Source organism: Streptomyces sp. NPDC006512 (assembly GCF_040611935.1).
Lineage (GTDB): Bacteria > Actinomycetota > Actinomycetes > Streptomycetales > Streptomycetaceae > Streptomyces.
This window is the reverse complement of sequence record NZ_JBEXPG010000006.1, coordinates 153,615-174,330: the sequence shown is the minus strand read 5'-3', so window position 1 is coordinate 174,330 and position 20,716 is coordinate 153,615. Positions and strand designations below refer to the sequence as shown.

Here is a 20,716-nt window from a genome sequence, read left to right as displayed (position 1 = left end):
CGCCACGCCCGCCCCGGCTCCCGGGGCGGCGGCCGGGCCGGCCGAGGACCGGGAGCCCGGGCCGGAGGGCTCCCGGCCCCGCCCGGGGTACGGCCCCCGCCCCGGCACCGCCGACGCCGTGACCACCCCCGACCGAGAGGCGGCCCCGTGAGCCTGACCACCGACACCCTGACCGGTACCGTCGCCCGCCCCGCCCGCGGAGCGGCCCTCACCCTGCGCGGCGTACGGCTCGGGCACCGCGGGAGCCCCGTCCTCGACGGGGTCGACCTCACGGTCGCGGCGGGAGAGGTCCTGACCGTCGTAGGCCCCTCCGGGTGCGGGAAGTCGACGCTGCTGCGGGCCCTCGCCGGACTGCTGCCGCCGCTCGGCGGCACCGTCGAGCAGGACGGGCGGCCCGTCAGCGGGCCGGACGCCGACCGGGCGCTGGTGTTCCAGGACGACGCCCTGCTGCCCTGGCGGACCGTACGGGCCAACGTCGAACTCCCGCTCGCGATCAAAGGATCCACGAACCCGGACGCGGACCCCGGCGGCGACCCTGTCCCCGGCGACCCTGCGGACCCCGGCGCCCCCGCGGGCCGCCCCCGCGGCCGGTCCTTCCCGGCCCGGCGGCGGGCCGCCCGGCGGCGCACCGCCACGGACTGGCTGGACCGGGTCGGGCTCGCGGAGCACGCGCACAAGCTCCCGCACCAGCTCTCGGGAGGCCAGCGCCAGCGCGTCCAGCTGGCCCGCGCCCTCGCCGCGCGCCCCCGCGCCGTCCTGATGGACGAACCCTTCGGCGCGCTCGACGCCCAGACCCGCGCCGGGATGCAGGACCTGCTCGTCACGGTCCTCTCCGGGACCGGGGCCACCGTCGTCTTCGTCACCCACGACGTGGACGAGGCCCTGTTCCTCGGCGACCGCGTCGCGCTCCTCGGCTCCGGCCGGATCCTCGACGTCTTCGACGTCCCCCGCCCCCGGGACCGTACGGCGGCGGACCCCGCGCTCCGGCGCCGGGTCCTCGCCTCCCTCTGACTCCGCCCGCTCCACCCCGAAAGGCAGCGCACCGTGGACATCCCCCCGATCGGCGACGCCGAGGAACTCTCCTGCGACGTCCTCGTCATCGGCGGCGGCACCGCCGGCACGATGGCGGCCCTGACGGCCGCCGAGCGCGGCGCGCGCGTCCTGCTGCTGGAGAAGGCGCACGTGCGTCACTCCGGCGCCCTCGCCATGGGCATGGACGGGGTCAACAACGCCGTCATCCCCGGCCGCGCCGAACCGGACGACTACGTCGCGGAGATCACCCGCGCCAACGACGGCATCGTCGACCAGTCCACGGTCCGCCAGACCGCGACCCGCGGCTACGACATGGTGCGGCGCCTGGAGTCGTACGGGGTGAAGTTCGAGAAGGACGAACACGGCGAGTACGCGGTCCGCCAAGTGCACCGCTCCGGCTCGTACGTGCTGCCGATGCCGGAGGGCAAGGACGTCAAGAAGGTCCTCTACCGGCAGTTGCGGCGCCGCGAGATGCGCGAGCGGATCCGCATCGAGAACCGGGTGATGCCGGTCCGGGTCCTCACCTCGCCCGAGGACGGCCGCGCGATCGGCGCGGCCGCCTTCAACACCCGTACGGGCGCCTTCGTGACGGTCCGCGCGGGGGCGGTGGTCCTCGCGACCGGGCCGTGCGGCCGGCTCGGACTGCCGGCCTCCGGCTACCTGTACGGGACGTACGAGAACCCGACCAACGCCGGGGACGGGTACGCGATGGCCTACCACGCGGGCGCCGCGCTCACCGGGATCGAGTGCTTCCAGATCAACCCGCTGATCAAGGACTACAACGGTCCGGCGTGCGCGTACGTCGCCAACCCGTTCGGCGGCTACCAGGTCAACCGGCACGGCGAACGCTTCGTCGACTCCGACTACTGGTCGGGCCGGATGATGGCCGAGTTCGCGGCCGAACTCGCCTCGGACCGGGGCCCGGTGTACCTCAAGCTCAGCCATCTCCCGGAGGAGACGGTGGCCTCGCTGGAGTCGATCCTGCACACGACGGAACGGCCCACGCGCGGCACCTTCCACGCGGGCCGCGGCCACGACTACCGCACCCACGACATCGAGATGCACATCTCGGAGATCGGCCTGTGCGGCGGCCACTCGGCCTCCGGCGTACGCGTCGACGACCACGCCCGCACCACGGTGCCCCGGCTGTACGCGGCGGGCGACCTGGCCTCCGTACCGCACAACTACATGATCGGGGCGTTCGTCTTCGGGGACCTGGCGGGCGCGGACGCCTCCCGGTACACGGCCTACGAGGGACCCCTGCCGGCCGGTCAGGTGGCGGCGGCGCACGAGCTGATCTACCGGCCTCTGCGGCATCCGGACGGTCCGCCGCAGCCGCAGGTGGAGTACAAGCTGCGGCGCTTCGTCAACGACTACGTCGCCCCTCCGAAGACGGGGGCGAAGCTGTCGCTGGCGGTGGCGGCGTTCGACCGGATGAGCGGGGAGATCGCGGAGATGGGCGCGGCCACCGCGCACGAGCTGATGCGGTGCGCGGAGGTGTCCTTCATCCGGGACTGCGCGGAGATGGCGGCGCGGTCCTCGCTGGCGCGCACGGAATCCCGCTGGGGGCTGTACCACGAGCGCCTGGACCATCCCGAGCGCGACGACCAGGGCTGGCTGCACCACCTGGACCTGCGCAAGTCCGCGTCGGGGGCGATGGTGTTCACCGCCCGGCCGGTCGAGCCGTACGTGGTGCCGGTGCCCGGCTTCGAACCGTCGCCGTTCCCGTCCCGCGAGCTGGGCGAGGTCGCCCTCGTCCCGGTGGCCACGGCGGGCCCCCGCAGCACCGCCCCGGCGGCCGTCCCCGGCACCGGCCACACCGGCACCGGGCCCGCCGCCGCACCGGGCCCGGACGGGGACGCCGCCGCCGGCCCCGACACCGGCCCCGACACCGGCGAGCGGCTGCTGCGGCTGGTCGGGCTCGCCGAGGAGGAGCCGGACCTGGACGCCCTGCTGCCCTACCTCACGGACCCCGACCCGGCCCTGCGGGCGGCGGCCGTGGCCACGCTGGGCGAGACCCTGCCCGCCGGGGCCGGCCCGGCCCTCGCGGCACGGCTCGCGGACCCGGCCGGGCAGGTCCGCGCGGTCGCGGCGGCCGCGCTGCGGGAGCTCCTCGAAGTGCTGCCCGCCGAGCCCGCGCTGGCGGCCGGCCTGCGGACGGCCCTCACGGTCGCCGACCCCGCCGTCCGCTCGGCGGCCCTGGAGGCCCTGCGCGCCCTGCGGCTCGGCGACGCCGTGCTGTACGCCGCCTCGCTCGCCGACCCCGACATCGAGGTCCGGATCCACGCCGTGCGGGCCCTGGTCTCCGTCGACGCGGTACCGGACCTGGCGGCGGCCGCCGCCGATCCGGCGCGCGAGGTACGGGTCGCGGTGGCCAAGGGGCTCGCCGCGGTGCACGCCCCGGCGCCAGAGCCGCTGGACCCGCTGCTGGACGACGCCGATCCGCTGGTCCGGGGCGCCGCGCTGGCCGCCCTCGCGCGGGCGGGCTGCCCCGGCGGGTACGCGGTACGGGCCGCGGCCGCGCTGGACGATCCGGCGTGGCAGGTCCGGGCGGGGGCGGCCGGCGCCCTCGGGTCCGCCCCGGCGGAACCGGCCGTCCCGGCCCTCGCGAAGGCGCTGGCCGCCGACGCGAACGCCGACGTCCGCAAGGCCGCGGTGCTCGCGCTGCTGCGCCACCGGGACGCGGAGGGGGCCCGTACGGCGCTCGCCGGGGCGACCGGTGACCCGGACGCGGACGTCCGCGCGTACGCCGCCCGGGCCCTCTAGCTCATCCGTCCGGCCCGCCCGCGTGGCGGGCCGGAGCGGGCCGGACGCATGCTGCTCGGACAGCCGAAGTCCCCGCAGCGCAGGAGGCCCTGCCATGCTCGTGTCCACCCGCACCCTGGCCCTCGCCGCCGCCGCGGCGGTGGCGCTCGCCCTCGCCCCGGCCGCCTCGGCCGTGGAAGGTCCGGCGCCGGACCCGCGCAACGGGAAGGCGATGCGCGACATTGCGACGGCGATCGCCGTGACGGCCAAGTACGTGGACGAACGGCAGGCCCTCAAGGACGGGTACGTGCCGCACGGCGAGGCCTGCATGAACAATCCGTTCGGCGCGGGCGCCATGGGCTACCACTACGTCAAGCAGGCCAACTGGGGTTCGACGGACCCCGCGAAGCCCACCGCGCTCCTGTACAGCACCGAGAAGGACCGGCACGGCCGCCGCACGCTCCAGACCGTCGAGTGGATGGCCACCGACCGGGACCAGGACCTGAAGACCACCGACGACCGGCCGTCGATGTTCGGCCTGCCCTTCGACGGCCCGATGCCGGGCCACTGGGCGGGCATGCCGAAGCACTACGACCTGCACATGTGGGCGTACAAGGACAACCCGGCGGGCCGCTTCCACAACTGGAACACGGCCCTGACGTGCCCGAAGAAGACCACCACGGGCACCGCCACCACCCCGGCCCACGGCCACCACTGACGGGTCCGGACCGCTCATCGATGTGCCCCGGGCATATGACTCACTCATAAGGGCGACTTCTCCCGGGGATCCCGGCGATACGCTGGTCGGGCTTGCGAGGATCCCGCCCATGGGAGCACTGATGAACCCGGAACACAGCTGGCCGATCCCGCCTCCGGGCGGCTGGACCGCGGACGACCTGGACACGCTTCCGAATCTGCCTCCGCACACGGAGCTGATCGACGGGAGCCTGATCTTCGTGAGTCCGCAGACCCTTTTCCATTCCCGCGCGGTCGACTTCTTCACGTGGCAACTTCAGTCGATGGTGGCCCCGGGCCTGGAGGTCGTCCGCGAGTTCACCATCGACATCGACCGCCGCAACCGCCCCGAACCCGACGTCATCGTGTGCCGCGATGACGTCCTCACCGACCTGACACAGACCAGGTTTCCCGCCGAGGCCGTCCTCCTGGCCATCGAGGTGGTCTCCCCGGAGTCGGTCGACCGCGACCGCGAGACCAAGCCGCTCAAGTACGCCCGTGCGGGTATCCCCCACTACTGGCGGGTCGAGAACAAGGACGGCCGCGCCGTCGTGTACGTCTTCGAGCGGGAGCCGGCCGGTGGCGGCTACGTCGCCACCGGCATCTTCCACGACCGCCTGAAGGTCTCCGTGCCCTTCCCCGTCGACCTCGACCTCACCACCATCACGGCGAAGCGGCAGCGGCCCGCATAGCCCGCGGACGACATCAGGGCCCGGCTCCCCCCGTGGGAAGCCGGGCCCTGATGGTGTTCCGGACCGGTCAGCGGACGAACGTGCTCGCCTGCCCCGCCAGGTCCAGGAAGTACTGCGGGGCCAGGCCCAGGACGAGGGTGACCGCGACGCCGACGGCGATGGTCGTCATCGTCAGCGGAGAGGGCACCGCCACCGTCGGGCCGTCGGCCTTCGGCTCGCTGAAGAACATGAGCACGATCACCCGGATGTAGAAGAACGCGGCGATCGCCGACGAGATGACGCCGACCACCACCAGGGCTCCCGCGCCGCCCTCGGCCGCCGCCTTGAACACGGCGAACTTGCCGGTGAAGCCGGAGGTGAGCGGGATACCGGCGAAGGCCAGCAGGAACACCGCGAAGACGGCCGCGGTGAGCGGCGACCGCCGCCCGAGGCCCGCCCACTTGGACAGGTGGGTGGCCTCGCCGCCCGCGTCCCGCACCAGCGTGACCACGGCGAAGGCGCCGATCGTCACGAAGGAGTAGGCGCCCAGGTAGAACAGGACGGACTGGACGCCCTCCGCCGAGGTCGCGATGACACCGGCGAGGATGAAGCCCGCGTGCGCGATCGACGAGTACGCCAGGAGCCGCTTCACGTCGGTCTGGGTCACCGCGATCACCGCACCCGCCAGCATGGTGACGATCGCGACGCCCCACATCACCGGCCGCCAGTCCCAGCGCAGGCCCGGCAGGACCACGTACAGCAGCCGCAGCAGCGCGCCGAAGGCGGCCACCTTCGTCGCCGCGGCCATGAAGCCGGTGACCGGGGTCGGGGCGCCCTGGTAGACGTCCGGGGTCCACATGTGGAAGGGAACCGCGCCGACCTTGAACAGCAGGCCCGTCAGGATCAGCGCGCCGCCGATCAGCAGCAGCGCGTCGTTGCCCATGGTCGCGGCGAGCGCCGGGTCGACCTTGGTGACGGTGCCGTCCACGACGTCCGCGATCACCGCGTACGAGACGGAGCCCGCGTACCCGTAGAGCAGGGCGATGCCGAAGAGGAGGAACGCCGAGGAGAAGGCGCCCAGCAGGAAGTACTTGACCGCCGCCTCCTGCGACATCAGCCGCTGGCGGCGGGCGACGGCGCAGAGCAGGTACAGCGGGAGGGAGAAGACCTCCAGCGCGATGAACAGGGTCAGCAGGTCGTTGGCCGCCGGGAAGATCAGCATGCCGGCGATCGCGAAGAGGGCCAGCGGGAACACCTCGGTGGTGGTGAACCCGGCCTTGACGGCGGCCTGCTCGCTCTCGCTGCCCGGTACGGACGCGGCCTGCGCGGCGAAGGAGTCCACCCGGTTGCCGTGGGCCTCCGGGTCCAGGCGCCGCTCGGCGAAGGTGAACACCGCCACGATCGAGGCGAGCAGGATGGTGCCCTGGAGGAACAGGGCCGGGCCGTCCACCGCGACGGCGCCCATGGCCGCGATGTGGGCCTTGCTGCTCCCGTACCCGCCGGCCGCGAGGCCGACGACCGCCGCGAAGGCCGAGGCCAGCGCGGCGACGGCGAGGAACACCTGGACGTAGTAGCGGGACTTGCGCGGGACGAAGGCCTCGACGAGGACGCCGAGGACGGCCGCGCCGACCACGATCAGCGTGGGCGCGAGCTGCGCGTACTCGATGTGCGGGGCCGGGATCCGGTCGACCGGTTCCGCGGCCAGTCCCCAAAGGCCTACAGCTGTCGTGCTCACTTGGCCGCCTCCACCTCGGGCTCGGGGTCGGTCTGCTGCACATCCGACATGGTGTGCTTCACCGCCGGGTTGATGATCTCGGTCAGGGGCTTGGGGTAGACGCCCAGGCCGATCAGCAGCGCGATGAGCGGGGCGACCACCAGCACCTCCCGCAGGCGCAGGTCCGGCATGGTGCGGACCTCCTCCTTCACGGGACCGGTCATCGTGCGCTGGTAGAGCACCAGGGTGTACAGCGCGGCGAGCACGATGCCGACGGTGGCGATGACGCCGACCACCGGGTAGCGGGCGAACGTGCCGACCAGGACGAGGAATTCACTGACGAACGGTGCGAGGCCCGGCAGGGAGAGGGTGGCGAGGCCGCCGATGAGGAAGGTCCCGGCGAGGACCGGGGCCACCTTCTGGACGCCGCCGTAGTCGGCGATGAGCCGCGAGCCGCGCCGCGAGATCAGGAAGCCGGCCACCAGCATCAGCGCCGCCGTCGAGATGCCGTGGTTGACCATGTACAGCGTCGCGCCGGACTGTCCCTGGGAGGTCATCGCGAAGATGCCCAGGATGATGAACCCGAAGTGGGAGATCGAGGCGTAGGCGACGAGCCGCTTGATGTCGCGCTGCCCGACCGCGACCAGCGCGCCGTAGACGATGCTGATCAGGGCCAGTACGAGGATCACCGGCGTGGCCCACTTGCTGGCGTCGGGGAACAGCCCGAGGCAGAAGCGGAGCATCGCGAAGGTGCCGACCTTGTCGACGACCGCGGTGATCAGTACGGCGACGGGCGCGGTGGCCTCGCCCATCGCGTTGGGCAGCCAGGTGTGCAGCGGCCACAGCGGGGCCTTCACCGCGAAGGCGAAGAAGAAGCCGAGGAACAGCAGCCGCTCGGTGTTGGTCGCCATGTCGAGCGTGCCCGCGGCGCGGGCCGCGGTGATCTCCTGGAGCGAGAAGTTCCCGGCGACCACGTACAGCCCGATGACGGCGGCCAGCATGATCAGGCCGCCGGCCAGGTTGTAGAGGAGGAACTTGACGGCCGCGTACGAGCGCTGCGCGGCCGCGTTCTCTTCGGACCCGGAGTGGGCCCGGTCCCCGAAGCCGCCGATGAGGAAGTACATCGGGATGAGCATGGCTTCGAAGAAGATGTAGAAGAGGAAGACGTCGGTGGCCTCGAAGGAGATGATCACCATCGCCTCGACCAGCAGGATCAGGGCGAAGAAGCCCTGGGTCGGCCGCCAGCGCGAGCCCGCGGCGAAGCTGCTCTTGGCCGCTTCGGTCTCCAGCGGGTCGGCGTCGTTCCAGCCGGCCGCGATCACGAAGGGGATCAGCAGGGCGGTGAGCGCGATGAGCGCCACCCCGATGCCGTCCACGCCGAGTTCGTAGCGGACGCCGAAGTCGGCGATCCAGGAGCGGGATTCGGTGAGCTGGTAGCGGTCACCGCCCGGTTCGAAGCGGACCGCGACGAGCACGGCGAGGGCCAGGGTCGCCAGGGAGAAGAGCAGGGCGAGCCACTTGGCGACGGTCCGGCGGGCGGCCGGGACGGCCGCCGTCAGGATCGCGCCGACCGCGGGTACCGCGGCCGTCACCGTCAGAAGCGGGAAATTCATCTCACACCGCCCTCATCAGCAGGGTCGCGGCGATGAGGATCGCCGTGCCCCCGAACATCGAGACCGCGTAGCTGCGGGCGTAGCCGTTCTGCAGCTTCCGCAGCCGGCCCGAGAGCCCGCCGACCGAGGCGGCCGTGCCGTTGACCACTCCGTCGACCACGCTGTGGTCGAGGTAGACGAGCGAGCGGGTCAGGTGCTCGCCGCCGCGGACGAGGACGACGTGGTTGAAGTCGTCCTGGAACAGGTCCCGCCGGGCCGCCCGGGTGAGGAGCGAGCCGCGCGGGGCGACGACCGGGACGGGCTTCTTGCCGTACATGCCCCAGGCGATGCCGACGCCGATGACGAGGACGACCATGGTGGCCGCGGTCACCGTCATGGCGCTGACCGGCGGGTGGCCGTGCTCGTAACCGGTGACGGGCTCCAGCCAGTTCAGGAAGCGGTCGCCGATCTCGAAGAAGCCGCCGGCGAAGACCGATCCGAACGCCAGGATGACCATCGGGACGGTCATGGACTTCGGCGACTCGTGCGGGTGCGGGGCGTGGCCCTCACCGTCCGGCTGCCAGCGCTTCTCACCGAAGAAGGTGAGGAGCATGACGCGGGTCATGTAGAAGGCGGTGATGCCCGCGCCGAGCAGGGTCACTCCGCCGAGGATCCAGCCCTCGGTGCCGCCCTTCGCGAAGGCCGCCTCGATGATCATGTCCTTGGAGAAGAAGCCCGACAGGCCCGGGAAGCCGATGATCGCGAGGTAGCCGAGGCCGAAGGTGACGAAGGTGACCGGCATGTACTTCCGCAGGCCGCCGTACTTGCGCATGTCGACCTCGTCGTTCATCCCGTGCATCACGGAACCGGCGCCGAGGAAGAGGCCCGCCTTGAAGAAGCCGTGCGTCACCAGGTGCATGATCGCGAAGACGTAGCCGATGGGGCCGAGGCCCGCGGCGAGGATCATGTAGCCGATCTGCGACATCGTGGAGCCCGCGAGGGCTTTCTTGATGTCGTCCTTCGCGCAACCGACGATCGCACCGAACAGCAGCGTGACCGCGCCGACGACGGTGACCACCAGCTGTGCGTCCGGCGCCCCGTTGAAGATGGCGCCCGAGCGGACGATCAGGTAGACGCCCGCGGTGACCATGGTGGCGGCGTGGATGAGGGCCGAGACCGGGGTCGGGCCCTCCATCGCGTCCCCGAGCCAGGACTGAAGCGGCACCTGCGCCGACTTGCCGCAGGCGGCGAGCAGCAGCATCAGGCCGATCGCCGTCAGCGTGCCCTCGGAGGTCTCTCCCACGGAGCCGAGGACCGGCCCGAACGCGAAGGTCCCGAAGGTGGTGAACATCAGCATGATCGCGATCGAGAGGCCGATGTCGCCGACGCGGTTGACGAGGAAGGCCTTCTTCGCGGCGGTGGCCGCGCTGGGCTTGTGCTGCCAGAACCCGATCAGGAGGTAGGAGGCGAGGCCGACGCCCTCCCAGCCGAAGTACAGCAGCAGGTAGTTGTCCGCGATGACCAGCAGCAGCATGGCCGCGACGAACAGGTTGAGGTAGCCGAAGAAGCGGCGGCGGCGCTCGTCGTGCTCCATGTACCCGATCGAGTACACGTGGATGAGCGTGCCGACCCCGGAGATCAGCAGGACGAAGGTCATCGACAGCTGGTCCAGCTGGAAGGCGATGTCCGCCTGGAAGCCCTCCACGGGGATCCAGGTCCACAGCCGCTGGTGCAGGGTCCGGTCGTCGGCGCTCCGCCCGAGCATGTCGGCGAAGAGGGCGACGCCGATGCCGAAGGAGACGGCGGCGAGCAGGGTGCCGAGCCAGTGGCCGGCCTTGTCGAGGCGGCGGCCGCCGCACAGCAGCAGCACCGCCCCGAGCAGGGGCGCCGCGACCAGCAGCGCAATCAGGTTCTCCACTGTGAGCGCCCCTTACAGCTTCATCAGGCTGGCGTCGTCGACCGAGGCCGAGTGGCGGGTACGGAACAGCGACACGATGATCGCGAGGCCCACCACGACCTCCGCGGCGGCGACGACCATCGTGAAGAACGCGATGATCTGGCCGTCGAGGTTGCCGTGCATCCGGGAGAAGGCCACGAACGCGAGGTTGCAGGCGTTGAGCATCAGCTCGACGCACATGAACAGCACGATCGCGTTCTTCCGGATGAGCACCCCGGCCGCGCCGATGGTGAACAGCAGGGCCGCCAGGTACAGGTAGTTGACCGGATTCACTTGGATGCCTCCTCGCGGCCGAGGCGCTCCGAGGACGCCTGTTCCAGCGCCTTCAGGTCGTTCAGCGCCTCGCTGGACACGTCGCGGATCTGGCCGCGGGCCCGCAGCGTCTTGTTGACGGTCAGCTCGGACGGGGTGCCGTCCGGCAGCAGACCGGCCACGTCCACGGCGTTGTGCCGGGCGTAGACGCCGGGTGCGGGCAGCGGCGGGAGCTGCACGCCCTCGCGTACGCGCTTCTCGGCGAGCTCGCGCTGCGTGGCGGCCCGCTCGGTGCGCTCGCGGTGGGTGAGCACCATCGCGCCGACGGTCGCGGTGATCAGCAGGGCGCCGGTGAGCTCGAAGGCGAAGACGTACTTGGTGAAGATCAGCGTGGCCAGGCCCTCGACGTGTCCGCCGGAGTTGATCCGGCCGAGCCCGTTGAAGTGGCTGAGTCCGGCCTGGCCGATGCCGGCGATCAGCAGGGTGCCGAAGCCGAGCCCGCACAGGGCGGCGAGCCAGCGCTGTCCCTTGATGGTCTCCTTCAGGGAGTCGGCGGCGGTGACGCCGACGAGCATGACCACGAAGAGGAACAGCATCATGATGGCGCCGGTGTAGACGATCACCTGGACGACGCCGAGGAAGTACGCCCCGTTGGCGAGGTAGAAGACCGCCAGGATGATCATGGTCCCGGCGAGGCTGAGGGCGCTGTGCACGGCCTTCTTCATCAGGATCGTGGCCAGCGCGCCGATGACGGCGACGGTGCCCAGGATCCAGAACTGCACGGCCTCGCCCGTGGAGGTCAGGGAGCCGGCAGCGAGGGTGCCGGCGGCGAGGGCGCTCATGCCTGCACCTCCTCGGCGGGTTCCGCTACCTCGCCCTTGGAGACGGCGACCTGCCGGACCGTGTCCGGGGCGGCCCCCGTCACCAGCCCCCGGTAGTAGTCCTGCTCGTCGGTGCCGGGGAAGACGGAGTGCGGGGCCTCGACCATGCCCTCGGTCAGCCCGGCGAGGAGCTGCTCCTTGGTGTAGATCAGCGACTCACGGCTGGAGTCGGCCAGTTCGAACTCGTTCGTCATGGTCAGTGCCCGCGTCGGGCACGCCTCCACGCACAGTCCGCACAGGATGCAGCGGGCGTAGTTGATCTGGTACACCCGCCCGTACCGCTCGCCCGGGGAGTAGCGCTCCTCCTCCGTGTTGTCCGCGCCCTCCACGTAGATCGCGTCGGCGGGACAGGCCCAGGCGCACAGTTCGCACCCGATGCACTTCTCCAGACCGTCGGGGTGGCGGTTGAGCTGGTGCCGTCCGTGGAAGCGCGGAGCGGTGGTCTTCTGCTGCTCCGGGTACTGCTCGGTGAGGCGCTTCTTGAACATGGCCTTGAAGGTCACGCCGAAGCCGGCCACCGGGTTCTGCCACTTCTCGTCAGACATTCTCTGCACCCTCCTCTCGGTCACTGTCAGTATTCGTGCCGCCACTGACAATCAGCTCCCGCTCGCTGCGAGGCCGTCGGCGCGGTACGGGTGCCAGGTGCTGGCCGGGCTTGGGCGGTACGGGGAACCCGCCCGCCATCGGGTCGAACGGCTCGGCCGCGGCGGCCTCGCCGGCCTGCTCGGCGGCCGCCTTCTCGCGCTTGTCCCGGAACAGGTCGGCGACGAAGGACAGCAGCAGGATCGCGACGACGGCCCCGCCGACGTACAGGACGATCTCGCTGAAGTCGTAGGCCTCGTTGCGCAGTGCGCGGACCGTCGCCACCAGCATCAGCCAGACGACGGAGACCGGGATGAGGACCTTCCAGCCGAGCTTCATCAGCTGGTCGTAGCGCACGCGCGGCAGGGTGCCGCGGAGCCAGATGAAGAAGAACAGCAGCAGCTGCACCTTGAGGACGAACCAGAGCATCGGCCACCAGCCGTGGTTCGCGGCCTCCCAGTACGTGGAGATCGGCGCCGGGGCCCGCCAGCCGCCCAGGAACAGGGTGACGGAGACCGCGGAGACGGTGACCATGTTGACGTACTCGGCCAGCATGAACAGCGCGAACTTGATGGACGAGTACTCGGTGTTGAAGCCGCCGACCAGGTCGCCCTCGGACTCCGGCATGTCGAAGGGGGCGCGGTTCGTCTCGCCGACCATCGTGATGACGTAGATGATGAAGGAGACCGGGAGCAGGATGATGTACCAGCGGTCGGCCTGCGCCTCCACGATCGCCGAGGTCGACATCGACCCGGAGTAGAGGAACACCGAGGCGAACGCGGCGCCCATCGCGATCTCGTAGGAGATCATCTGGGCGCAGGAGCGGAGCCCGCCGAGGAGCGGGTACGTCGAGCCGGAGGACCAGCCGGCGAGGACGATGCCGTAGATGCCGACCGAGGCCACCGCGAGGATGTACAGCATCGCGATGGGCAGGTCGGTCAGCTGCATCGTGGTGCGCTGGCCGAAGATGGAGACCTCGTCGCCCGGGGGGCCGAAGGGGATCACCGCGATGGCCATGAAGGCCGGGATCGCCGCGATGATCGGGGCCAGGACGTAGACGACCTTGTCGGCCCGCTTGACGACGAGGTCTTCCTTGAGCATCAGCTTCACGCCGTCGGCGAGCGACTGGAGCATGCCCCAGGGGCCGTGCCGGTTGGGGCCGATGCGCAGCTGCATCCAGGCGACGACCTTGCGCTCCCACACGATGGAGAAGAGCACGGTCACCATCAGGAAGGCGAAGCAGAACACCGCCTTGACGACGACGAGCCACCAGACGTCCTTGCCGAACAGGGACAGGTCCTCCGCGGCCAGCTGGACGAGGTCACCGGGTACCGCGCTCACGCTTCCACCTCCGCAGTGGTGTCACCGGCGGCGGCCGGGGTCGCCGGGCCGATGCGTACGAGGTTGCCGGGGCGGGCTCCGGTGTCGGAGAACACGCCGGAACCGGTGGAGTTCAGCGGCAGCCACACCACCCGGTCGGGCATCTCGGTGATCCGCAGCGGGAGTTCGACCGTCCCGGCGGGGCCGGTGACGGCGAGGACGTCGCCGTTCTTGACGCCGGTCTCGGCGGCGGTGGCGGCCGAGAGCCGGGCGGGCGCCTCGTGCCGGGTTCCCGCGAGGGCGTCGTCGCCCTCCTGGAGCCGGCCGAGGTCCAGCAGCAGCCGGTGGCCGGCGAGGACGGCCTCACCGGCGCCGGGGCGCGGCGGCGCCACCGGATCCGTGGACTGCTCCGCGGCGAGTTCCCCTTCCCAGGGGCCGAGCCGGTCCACTTCCCGGCGTACGGCGTGTACGTCGGGCAGGGCGATCGGCCGGTCCGCGGCGTCGGCCAGCATGTGCAGCACGCGGGCGTCGGCGGGGGCGAGGCGGCGGGTCATCTGGTCGGGCTTGAGTGCGGCCTCGAAGGGCCGGACCCGGCCTTCCCAGTTGATGAAGGAACCCGGCTTCTCGGCGACCGCGGCGACGGGCAGGACCACGTCCGCGTGGTCGGTGACCTCGCCGGGCCGCAGTTCCAGCGAGACCACGAAGGCTTCCTGGAGGGCGGTCCGGGCGCGGGCCGGGTCGGGCAGGTCGGTGACGTCGACGCCGCCGACGAGCAGGGCGGAGAGTTCGCGGGTGGCGGCGGCCTCGACGATCTGGCCGGTGTCGCGTCCGTAGCGGTGCGGGAGTTCGTCCAGCCCCCAGGCGGCGGCGACCTCGGCGCGGGCGCGCGGGTCGGTGGCGGGGCGGCCTCCGGGGAGCAGGGAGGGCAGGGCGCCCGCCTCGACGGCGGCCCGTTCCCCGGCCCGGCGCGGGATCCACACCAGGCGGGCCCCGGTCGCGGTGGCCGCCCGTACGGCGGCGGTCAGCGCGCCGGGCACGCCGGCGAGGCGCTCCCCGACGACGATGACCGCGCCGGGCTTGCGCAGTGCCTCCGCGGCTGCGGATCCGCCGGCCTCCAGGCCGCTGCGGGTGGCGAGGGCGTCCAGCCACTCGGGTTCGGTGCCGGGTGCGGCGGCCAGCAGGATGCCGCCCGCCTTCTCCAGGCCCCTTGTGCTGAAGGGGGCCAGCGCGAAGGTCTGCTGCTTGTGCTTGCGGTGCGCCTTGCGCAGCCGCAGGAAGACACCGGGGGCCTCTTCCTCGGCCTCGATGCCGGCGAGCAGCACGGTCGGCGCGGCCTCCAGCGAGGCGTACGTGACTCCGGTGCCGTCGAGGTCCTTGCCGGTGCCGGCGACGGAGGCGGCCAGGAAGTCGGCCTCCTCGGCGCTGTGCACGCGGGCCCGGAAGTCGATGTCGTTGGTGTCGAGGACGACGCGGGCGAACTTGGCGTAGGCGTAGGCGTCCTCGACGGTGAGCCGGCCACCGGTCAGCACGCCGGTGCGGCCGCGTGCGGCGGCGAGGCCCGCCGCGGCCGCCTCCAGGGCCTCGGGCCAGCTCGCCGGGGCGAGGATCCCGTCGGCTCCGCGCACCAGCGGGGTGGTGAGCCGGTCCGGGCGCTGCGCGTAGCGGAACCCGAAGCGGCCCTTGTCGCAGACCCACTCCTCGTTCACCTCGGGGTCCTCGGCGGCGAGGCGCCGCAGGACCTTGCCGCGCCGGTGGTCGGTGCGGGTCGCGCAGCCGCCCGCGCAGTGCTCGCACACGCTCGGGGAGGAGACGAGGTCGAAGGGGCGGGAGCGGAACCGGTAGGCGGCCGAGGTGAGGGCGCCGACGGGGCAGATCTGGATGGTGTTGCCGGAGAAGTACGACTGGAACGGGTCGCCCTCGCCGGTGCCGACCTGCTGGAGCGCGCCGCGCTCGACCAGTTCGATCATCGGGTCGCCGGCGACCTGGTTGGAGAAGCGGGTGCAGCGGGCGCACAGCACGCACCGCTCGCGGTCGAGGAGGACCTGCGTGGAGATCGGGACGGGCTTCTCGTAGGTCCGCTTGCGGCCCTCGAAGCGGGATTCGGCGTTGCCGTGCGACATGGCCTGGTTCTGGAGGGGGCATTCGCCGCCCTTGTCGCAGACGGGGCAGTCGAGGGGGTGGTTGATGAGCAGCAGCTCCATCACCCCGCGCTGGGCCTTGTCGGCGACCTCGGAGGTCAGCTGTGTGCGGACGACCATGCCGTCGGTGCAGGTGATGGTGCAGGAGGCCATCGGCTTGCGCTGGCCCTCGACCTCGACGATGCACTGGCGGCAGGCGCCGGCGGGGTCGAGGAGGGGGTGGTCGCAGAAGCGGGGGATCTCGATGCCGAGCTGTTCGGCGGCCCGGATGACGAGGGTCCCCTTGGGCACCGACAGTTCGATGCCGTCGATGGTGAGGGACACCGTGTTCTCCGGCGGTACCGCGGCCTCTCCGCCACCGGCGGGGGCGTGAGTGGTGACGGTCATGCGTTCACCTCCGTGTCAGCCCAGAGGGTCGACTTCTTGGGGTCGAAGGGGCAGCCCTTGCCCGTGATGTGCTGCTCGTACTCCGCGCGGAAGTACTTGAGCGAGGAGAAGATCGGGCTGGCCGCGCCGTCGCCGAGCGCGCAGAACGACTTGCCGTTGATGTTGTCGGCGATGTCGTTCAGCTTGTCGAGGTCGGACATGACGCCCTTGCCCGCTTCGATGTCGCGCAGCAGCTGGACGAGCCAGTACGTGCCTTCGCGGCAGGGCGTGCACTTGCCGCAGGACTCGTGGGCGTAGAACTCGGTCCAGCGGGTGACGGCCCGGACGACGCAGGTGGTCTCGTCGAAGCACTGGAGGGCCTTGGTGCCGAGCATCGAGCCGGCCGCGCCGACGCCCTCGTAGTCCAGGGGGACGTCGAGGTGTTCGTCGGTGAACATCGGGGTGGAGGAGCCGCCCGGGGTCCAGAACTTCAGCCGGTGCCCGGGGCGCATCCCGCCGCTCATGTCGAGGAGCTGGCGCAGGGTGATGCCGAGCGGGGCCTCGTACTGGCCGGGGCCGCTGACGTGCCCGGACAGCGAGTACAGCGTGAAGCCGGGGGACTTCTCGGTCCCCATCGCCTTGAACCAGTCCTTGCCCTTGTTCAGGATCGCGGGAACCGAGGCGATGGACTCGACGTTGTTGACGACGGTGGGGCACGCGTAGAGCCCCTCGACGGCAGGGAAGGGGGGCCGCAGCCGGGGCTGCCCGCGCCGGCCTTCGAGGGAGTCGAGCAGCGCCGTCTCCTCGCCGCAGATGTACGCGCCCGCGCCCGCGTGCACCGTGATGTCGAGGTCGAGGCCGCTGCCGAGGGCGTCCTTGCCGAGGTATCCGGCGGCGTACGCCTCGCGCACGGCCTCGTGCAGGCGCCGCAGGACGGGCACGGTCTCGCCGCGCAGGTAGATGAAGGCGTGCTGCGAGCGGATCGCGTAGCAGGCGATGATCATTCCCTCGATGAGGGAGTGCGGGTTGGCGAACAGGAGCGGGATGTCCTTGCAGGTTCCGGGCTCCGACTCGTCCGCGTTCACGACGAGGTAGTGCGGCTTCCCGTCGCCCTGCGGGATGAACTGCCACTTCATGCCGGTGGGGAAGCCCGCGCCGCCACGGCCGCGCAGGCCCGAGTCCTTCACGTAGGCGATGAGGTCGTCCGGGGTCATGGCGAGGGCCTTGCGCAGGCCCTCGTAGCCCTCGTGGCGCCGGTAGGTCTCCAGCGTCCAGGACTGCGGCTCGTCCCAGAACGCCGACAGGACGGGGGCGAGGAGCTTCTCCGGGCTTCCGTTCTTGCTCAGCTCGGTGGACACGGACATCACTCCCCTCCCTCGGTGCCGGTCTCGCCGCGGGCCTCGCCCCGCGGGTGCACGATCGAGGCGTGCGGGCTCTCGCCGCGGGCGATGCGCAGGCCGATCAGGGAGGCGGGGCCGGCGCCGCCGGTCGCCTCCACCGCGCCCTCGCGTTCGTCCGGGAACCCGGCGAGGATCCTGGCCGTCTCCTTGTACGTGCACAGCGGCGCGCCCCGGGTCGGTTCGACCGGGCGGCCGGCGCGCAGGTCGTCGACGACGGCCTTGGCGGATTCGGGGGTCTGGTTGTCGAAGAACTCCCAGTTGACCATCACGACGGGGGCGTAGTCGCAGGCCGCGTTGCACTCGATGTGTTCGAGGGTGACCTTGCCGTCGGGGGTGGTCTCGTTGTTGCCGACCCCGAGGTGTTCCTTGAGCTCGTCGAAGATGGCGTCGCCGCCCATGACGGCGCACAGGGTGTTCGTACAGACGCCGACCTGGTAGTCCCCGGAGGGCTTGCGCCGGTACATCGTGTAGAAGGTGGCGACGGCGGTGACCTCGGCGGTGGTCAGGCCCAGCACCTCGGCGCAGAAGCGGATGCCGGTGCGGGAGACGTAGCCCTCCTCGGACTGCGTCAGGTGCAGCAGCGGCAGCAGCGCGGAGCGGCTGTCGGGGTAGCGGGCGATGACGTCCGCGGCGTCGGCTTCGAGCCGGGCGCGCACCTCGGCCGGGAAGTCGGGGGCGGGGAGCTGGGGCATCCCCAGCTGGATGTCTGTCATCGGTCGACGCCTCCCATCACGGGGTCGATGGAGGCGACGGCGACGATGACGTCGGCGACCTGGCCGCCCTCGCACATCGCTGCCATGGCCTGCAGGTTGGTGAAGGACGGGTCGCGGAAGTGGACCCGGTAGGGGCGGGTGCCGCCGTCGGAGACGACGTGGACGCCGAGCTCGCCCTTGGGGGACTCGACGGCCGCGTAGGCCTGTCCGGCGGGGACCCGGAAGCCCTCGGTCACCAGCTTGAAGTGGTGGATGAGGGCCTCCATGGAGGTGCCCATGATGTTCTTGATGTGGTCGAGGGAGTTGCCGAGGCCGTCGGGGCCCATGGCGAGCTGGGCGGGCCAGGCGATCTTCTTGTCGGCGACCATGACCGGTCCCGGCTCCAGCCGGTCCAGGCACTGTTCGACGATCCGCAGGGACTGGCGCATCTCCTCCAGGCGGATCAGGAAGCGTCCGTAGGAGTCGCAGCTCTCGGTGGTGGGCACGTCGAACTCGTAGTTCTCGTAGCCGCAGTACGGGTCGGACTTGCGCAGGTCGTGCGGCAGGCCGGCGGAGCGCAGGACCGGGCCGGTGGCGCCGAGGGCCATGCAGCCGGTCAGGTCGAGGTAGCCGACGTCCTGCATGCGGGCCTTGAAGATGGGGTTGCCGGTGGCGAGCTTGTCGTACTCCGGCAGGTTCTTCTTCATGGTCTTCACGAACTCGCGCAGCTGGTCGACCGCGCCCGGGGGCAGGTCCTGGGCGAGGCCGCCGGGGCGGACGAACGCGTGGTTCATGCGCAGGCCGGTGATCAGCTCGAAGACGTCGAGGATCAGCTCGCGGTCCCGGAATCCGTAGATCATGATCGTGGTCGCGCCCAGCTCCATGCCGCCGGTGGCGATGCACACCAGGTGGGAGGAGAGCCGGTTGAGTTCCATCAGCAGGACGCGGATCACGGTGGCGCGGTCCGGGATCTGCTCGGTGATGCCGAGGAGTTTTTCGACGCCGAGGCAGTACGCCGTCTCGTTGAAGAACGGCGTCAGGTAGTCCATGCGCGTCACGAAGGTGGTGCCCTGCGTCCAGTTCCGGAATTCGAGGTTCTTCTCGATGCCGGTGTGGAGGTAGCCGATGCCGCAGCGGGCTTCGGTGACCGTCTCGCCGTCGATCTCCAGGATCAGGCGGAGCACTCCGTGGGTGGACGGGTGCTGGGGCCCCATGTTGACGACGATCCGCTCGTCGTCCGCGCGGGCCGCCGACCGGACGATCTCGTCCCAGTCGCCGCCGGTGACGGTGTAGACGGTGCCCTCGGTCGTCTCGCGCGCGGAGGCGGGGTGGGCTGCGTGGTTCGAGGTGGGGGACATCAGCTGTACGACCTCCGCTGGTCGGGAGCCGGGATCTGGGCGCCCTTGTACTCGATGGCGATGCCGCCGAGCGGGTAGTCCTTGCGCTGGGGGAAGCCCTGCCAGTCGTCCGGCATCATGATCCGGGTGAGGGCCGGGTGGCCGTCGAAGACCAGCCCGAAGAAGTCGTACGTCTCGCGCTCGTGCCAGTCGTTGGTCGGGTAGACGGTGACGAGCGAGGGGACGTGCGGGTCGCCGTCCGGGACGGACACCTCCAGCCGCACGATCCGGCCGTGGGTGAGCGAGCGCAGGTGGTAGACGGCGTGCAGTTCGCGGCCCTTGTCCCCGGGGAAGTGCACCCCGCTGACGCCGGTGCAGAGCTCGAAGCGCAGCGCCGGGTCGTCGCGCAGGGTGGAGGCCACCCGTACGAGGTGCTCGCGGGCGATGTGGAGCGTGAGCTCCGCCCGGTCGACGACGACCTTCTCGATCGCGTTGCCGGGGACCAGGCCCTGCTCCTCCAGGGCGCCTTCGAGCTCGTCGACGACCTCGTCGAAGTACGAGCCGTAGGGCCGGCCCGTCTCCCCGGGCAGGGCCACGGTGCGGACGAGGCCGCTGTAACCGCTGGTGTCGCCGCCGTTCGCGGCGCCGAACATGCCCTTGCGGACGCCGATCACCTCGGGCCCGGCGGTGCCCCTGGGAGCAGGGACGTTATTGCCGTTCTCCACGGCCGGGTCGTCGCTCACCGAAGGAGCCCCTTCATCTCGATGGTGGGGAGCGCCTTGAGGGCTGCCTCCTCCGCCTCGCGCGCCGCCTCTTCCCGGTTCACGCCGAGCTTCGAGCCCTGGATCTTCTGGTGGAGCTTGAGGATCGCGTCCATCAGCATCTCGGGGCGCGGCGGGCAGCCGGGGAGGTAGATGTCCACCGGAACGATGTGGTCGACGCCCTGGACGATCGCGTAGTTGTTGAACATTCCGCCCGAAGAGGCGCAAACGCCCATGGAGATGACCCACTTGGGAGCGGGCATCTGGTCGTACACCTGCCGCAGTACCGGCGCCATCTTCTGGCTGACCCGCCCGGCCACGATCATCAGGTCGGCCTGGCGCGGGGAGCCGCGGAAGACCTCCATGCCGAAGCGGGCCAGGTCGTAGCGGCCGGCTCCGGTGGTCATCATCTCGATGGCGCAGCACGCCAGGCCGAAGGTCGCGGGGAAGACGGATGACTTGCGCACCCAGCCCGCGGCCTGTTCGACGGTGGTCAGCAGGAAGCCGCTCGGCAGCTTCTCTTCCAGTCCCATGGAGAATT

The 20,716-nt window shown here is 71.3% G+C and carries 17 protein-coding genes; 4 read left to right on the top strand and 13 right to left on the bottom strand.

All coding sequences use genetic code 11. From position 1 onward, the window contains the following. Positions 1 to 147: 147 nt before the first annotated feature. The 4 genes from ABZZ17_RS06795 to ABZZ17_RS06780 all read left to right on the top strand — a co-directional run bounded on the left by ABZZ17_RS06795 (position 148) and on the right by ABZZ17_RS06780 (position 5,204). Positions 148 to 1,011, top strand: a complete 864-nt coding sequence (locus ABZZ17_RS06795; protein ID WP_356872773.1) for an ABC transporter ATP-binding protein — start codon at positions 148 to 150, stop codon at positions 1,009 to 1,011. Positions 1,012 to 1,044: 33 nt separating this feature from the next. Beyond that, a complete protein-coding gene (locus ABZZ17_RS06790) occupies positions 1,045 to 3,798 on the top strand; it encodes a fumarate reductase/succinate dehydrogenase flavoprotein subunit (RefSeq protein WP_356872771.1) in 2,754 nt (917 codons plus the stop codon). Between the two features lie 94 nt (positions 3,799 to 3,892). Beyond that, positions 3,893 to 4,495, top strand: a complete 603-nt coding sequence (locus tag ABZZ17_RS06785; protein WP_356872769.1) for a hypothetical protein — start codon at positions 3,893 to 3,895, stop codon at positions 4,493 to 4,495. A gap of 109 nt (positions 4,496 to 4,604) precedes the next feature. Next, the gene (locus ABZZ17_RS06780) at positions 4,605 to 5,204 is read left to right on the top strand and encodes a Uma2 family endonuclease (protein ID WP_356872767.1); all 600 of its coding nucleotides are present in this window, start codon (positions 4,605 to 4,607) and stop codon (positions 5,202 to 5,204) included. A 67-nt stretch (positions 5,205 to 5,271) separates the two neighbouring features. On the opposite strand, the gene nuoN is transcribed toward ABZZ17_RS06780, so the two are convergent. Genes nuoN through ABZZ17_RS06715 form a run of 13 tightly spaced genes read right to left on the bottom strand, consistent with a single transcriptional unit; the run spans position 5,272 to position 20,708 of the window. Next, positions 5,272 to 6,918, bottom strand: a complete 1,647-nt coding sequence (gene nuoN, locus ABZZ17_RS06775; protein WP_356872764.1) for an NADH-quinone oxidoreductase subunit NuoN — start codon at positions 6,916 to 6,918, stop codon at positions 5,272 to 5,274. Continuing rightward, positions 6,915 to 8,510, bottom strand: coding sequence for an NADH-quinone oxidoreductase subunit M (locus ABZZ17_RS06770; RefSeq protein ID WP_356872762.1), 1,596 nt, complete (start codon positions 8,508 to 8,510; stop codon positions 6,915 to 6,917). The genes nuoN and ABZZ17_RS06770 overlap by 4 nt, the downstream gene beginning before the upstream one ends. A gap of 1 nt (position 8,511) precedes the next feature. Next, on the bottom strand, positions 8,512 to 10,407 hold the full coding sequence (nuoL, locus tag ABZZ17_RS06765; RefSeq protein WP_356872760.1) for an NADH-quinone oxidoreductase subunit L: 1,896 nt from the start codon (positions 10,405 to 10,407) through the stop codon (positions 8,512 to 8,514). A gap of 12 nt (positions 10,408 to 10,419) precedes the next feature. After that, positions 10,420 to 10,719 carry an NADH-quinone oxidoreductase subunit NuoK gene (nuoK, locus tag ABZZ17_RS06760; protein ID WP_030864698.1) on the bottom strand — a complete coding sequence of 100 codons (300 nt, stop codon included), beginning with the start codon at positions 10,717 to 10,719 and terminating at the stop codon, positions 10,420 to 10,422. Next, positions 10,716 to 11,540: an NADH-quinone oxidoreductase subunit J gene (locus tag ABZZ17_RS06755; protein WP_356872758.1), complete on the bottom strand. Its 825-nt coding sequence runs from the start codon at positions 11,538 to 11,540 to the stop codon at positions 10,716 to 10,718. The genes nuoK and ABZZ17_RS06755 overlap by 4 nt, the downstream gene beginning before the upstream one ends. Next, complete coding sequence (nuoI, locus tag ABZZ17_RS06750; protein ID WP_356872756.1) at positions 11,537 to 12,124, bottom strand: NADH-quinone oxidoreductase subunit NuoI; 588 nt, start codon at positions 12,122 to 12,124, stop codon at positions 11,537 to 11,539. The genes ABZZ17_RS06755 and nuoI overlap by 4 nt, the downstream gene beginning before the upstream one ends. Beyond that, the gene (gene nuoH, locus ABZZ17_RS06745; RefSeq protein ID WP_356872754.1) at positions 12,117 to 13,502 is read right to left on the bottom strand and encodes an NADH-quinone oxidoreductase subunit NuoH; all 1,386 of its coding nucleotides are present in this window, start codon (positions 13,500 to 13,502) and stop codon (positions 12,117 to 12,119) included. The genes nuoI and nuoH overlap by 8 nt, the downstream gene beginning before the upstream one ends. After that, positions 13,499 to 16,006 (bottom strand): NADH-quinone oxidoreductase subunit G, encoded by a 2,508-nt coding sequence (locus tag ABZZ17_RS06740; protein ID WP_356872752.1) that lies wholly within the window; start codon positions 16,004 to 16,006, stop codon positions 13,499 to 13,501. Before ABZZ17_RS06740 ends, nuoH begins: the two co-directional genes overlap by 4 nt. Next, complete coding sequence (gene nuoF / locus ABZZ17_RS06735) at positions 16,003 to 17,349, bottom strand: NADH-quinone oxidoreductase subunit NuoF (RefSeq protein WP_356872750.1); 1,347 nt, start codon at positions 17,347 to 17,349, stop codon at positions 16,003 to 16,005. Before nuoF ends, ABZZ17_RS06740 begins: the two co-directional genes overlap by 4 nt. Next, positions 17,349 to 18,098: an NADH-quinone oxidoreductase subunit NuoE gene (gene nuoE, locus ABZZ17_RS06730; RefSeq protein WP_356872748.1), complete on the bottom strand. Its 750-nt coding sequence runs from the start codon at positions 18,096 to 18,098 to the stop codon at positions 17,349 to 17,351. Before nuoE ends, nuoF begins: the two co-directional genes overlap by 1 nt. Further along, positions 18,095 to 19,435, bottom strand: a complete 1,341-nt coding sequence (locus ABZZ17_RS06725) for an NADH-quinone oxidoreductase subunit D (protein ID WP_356872746.1) — start codon at positions 19,433 to 19,435, stop codon at positions 18,095 to 18,097. The genes nuoE and ABZZ17_RS06725 overlap by 4 nt, the downstream gene beginning before the upstream one ends. Beyond that, positions 19,435 to 20,157 carry an NADH-quinone oxidoreductase subunit C gene (locus ABZZ17_RS06720; protein WP_356872744.1) on the bottom strand — a complete coding sequence of 241 codons (723 nt, stop codon included), beginning with the start codon at positions 20,155 to 20,157 and terminating at the stop codon, positions 19,435 to 19,437. Before ABZZ17_RS06720 ends, ABZZ17_RS06725 begins: the two co-directional genes overlap by 1 nt. Then, positions 20,154 to 20,708 carry an NADH-quinone oxidoreductase subunit B gene (locus ABZZ17_RS06715; protein WP_007265818.1) on the bottom strand — a complete coding sequence of 185 codons (555 nt, stop codon included), beginning with the start codon at positions 20,706 to 20,708 and terminating at the stop codon, positions 20,154 to 20,156. The genes ABZZ17_RS06720 and ABZZ17_RS06715 overlap by 4 nt, the downstream gene beginning before the upstream one ends. Positions 20,709 to 20,716: the final 8 nt, after the last annotated feature.

Bases quoted from the DNA above. Each gene is read 5' to 3' on its own strand.
- ABZZ17_RS06785 (WP_356872769.1), top strand. From the start codon at position 3,893: ATGCTCGTGTCCACCCGCACCCTGGCCCTCGCCGCCGCCGCGGCGGTG.
- ABZZ17_RS06780 (WP_356872767.1), top strand. From the start codon at position 4,605: ATGGGAGCACTGATGAACCCGGAACACAGCTGGCCGATCCCGCCTCCG.
- ABZZ17_RS06770 (WP_356872762.1), bottom strand. From the start codon at position 8,510: ATGAATTTCCCGCTTCTGACGGTGACGGCCGCGGTACCCGCGGTCGGC.
- ABZZ17_RS06755 (WP_356872758.1), bottom strand. From the start codon at position 11,540: ATGAGCGCCCTCGCCGCCGGCACCCTCGCTGCCGGCTCCCTGACCTCC.
- nuoI (WP_356872756.1), bottom strand. From the start codon at position 12,124: ATGTCTGACGAGAAGTGGCAGAACCCGGTGGCCGGCTTCGGCGTGACC.
- ABZZ17_RS06740 (WP_356872752.1), bottom strand. From the start codon at position 16,006: ATGACCGTCACCACTCACGCCCCCGCCGGTGGCGGAGAGGCCGCGGTA.
- nuoF (WP_356872750.1), bottom strand. From the start codon at position 17,349: ATGTCCGTGTCCACCGAGCTGAGCAAGAACGGAAGCCCGGAGAAGCTC.
- nuoE (WP_356872748.1), bottom strand. From the start codon at position 18,098: ATGACAGACATCCAGCTGGGGATGCCCCAGCTCCCCGCCCCCGACTTC.
- ABZZ17_RS06725 (WP_356872746.1), bottom strand. From the start codon at position 19,435: ATGTCCCCCACCTCGAACCACGCAGCCCACCCCGCCTCCGCGCGCGAG.
- ABZZ17_RS06715 (WP_007265818.1), bottom strand. From the start codon at position 20,708: ATGGGACTGGAAGAGAAGCTGCCGAGCGGCTTCCTGCTGACCACCGTC.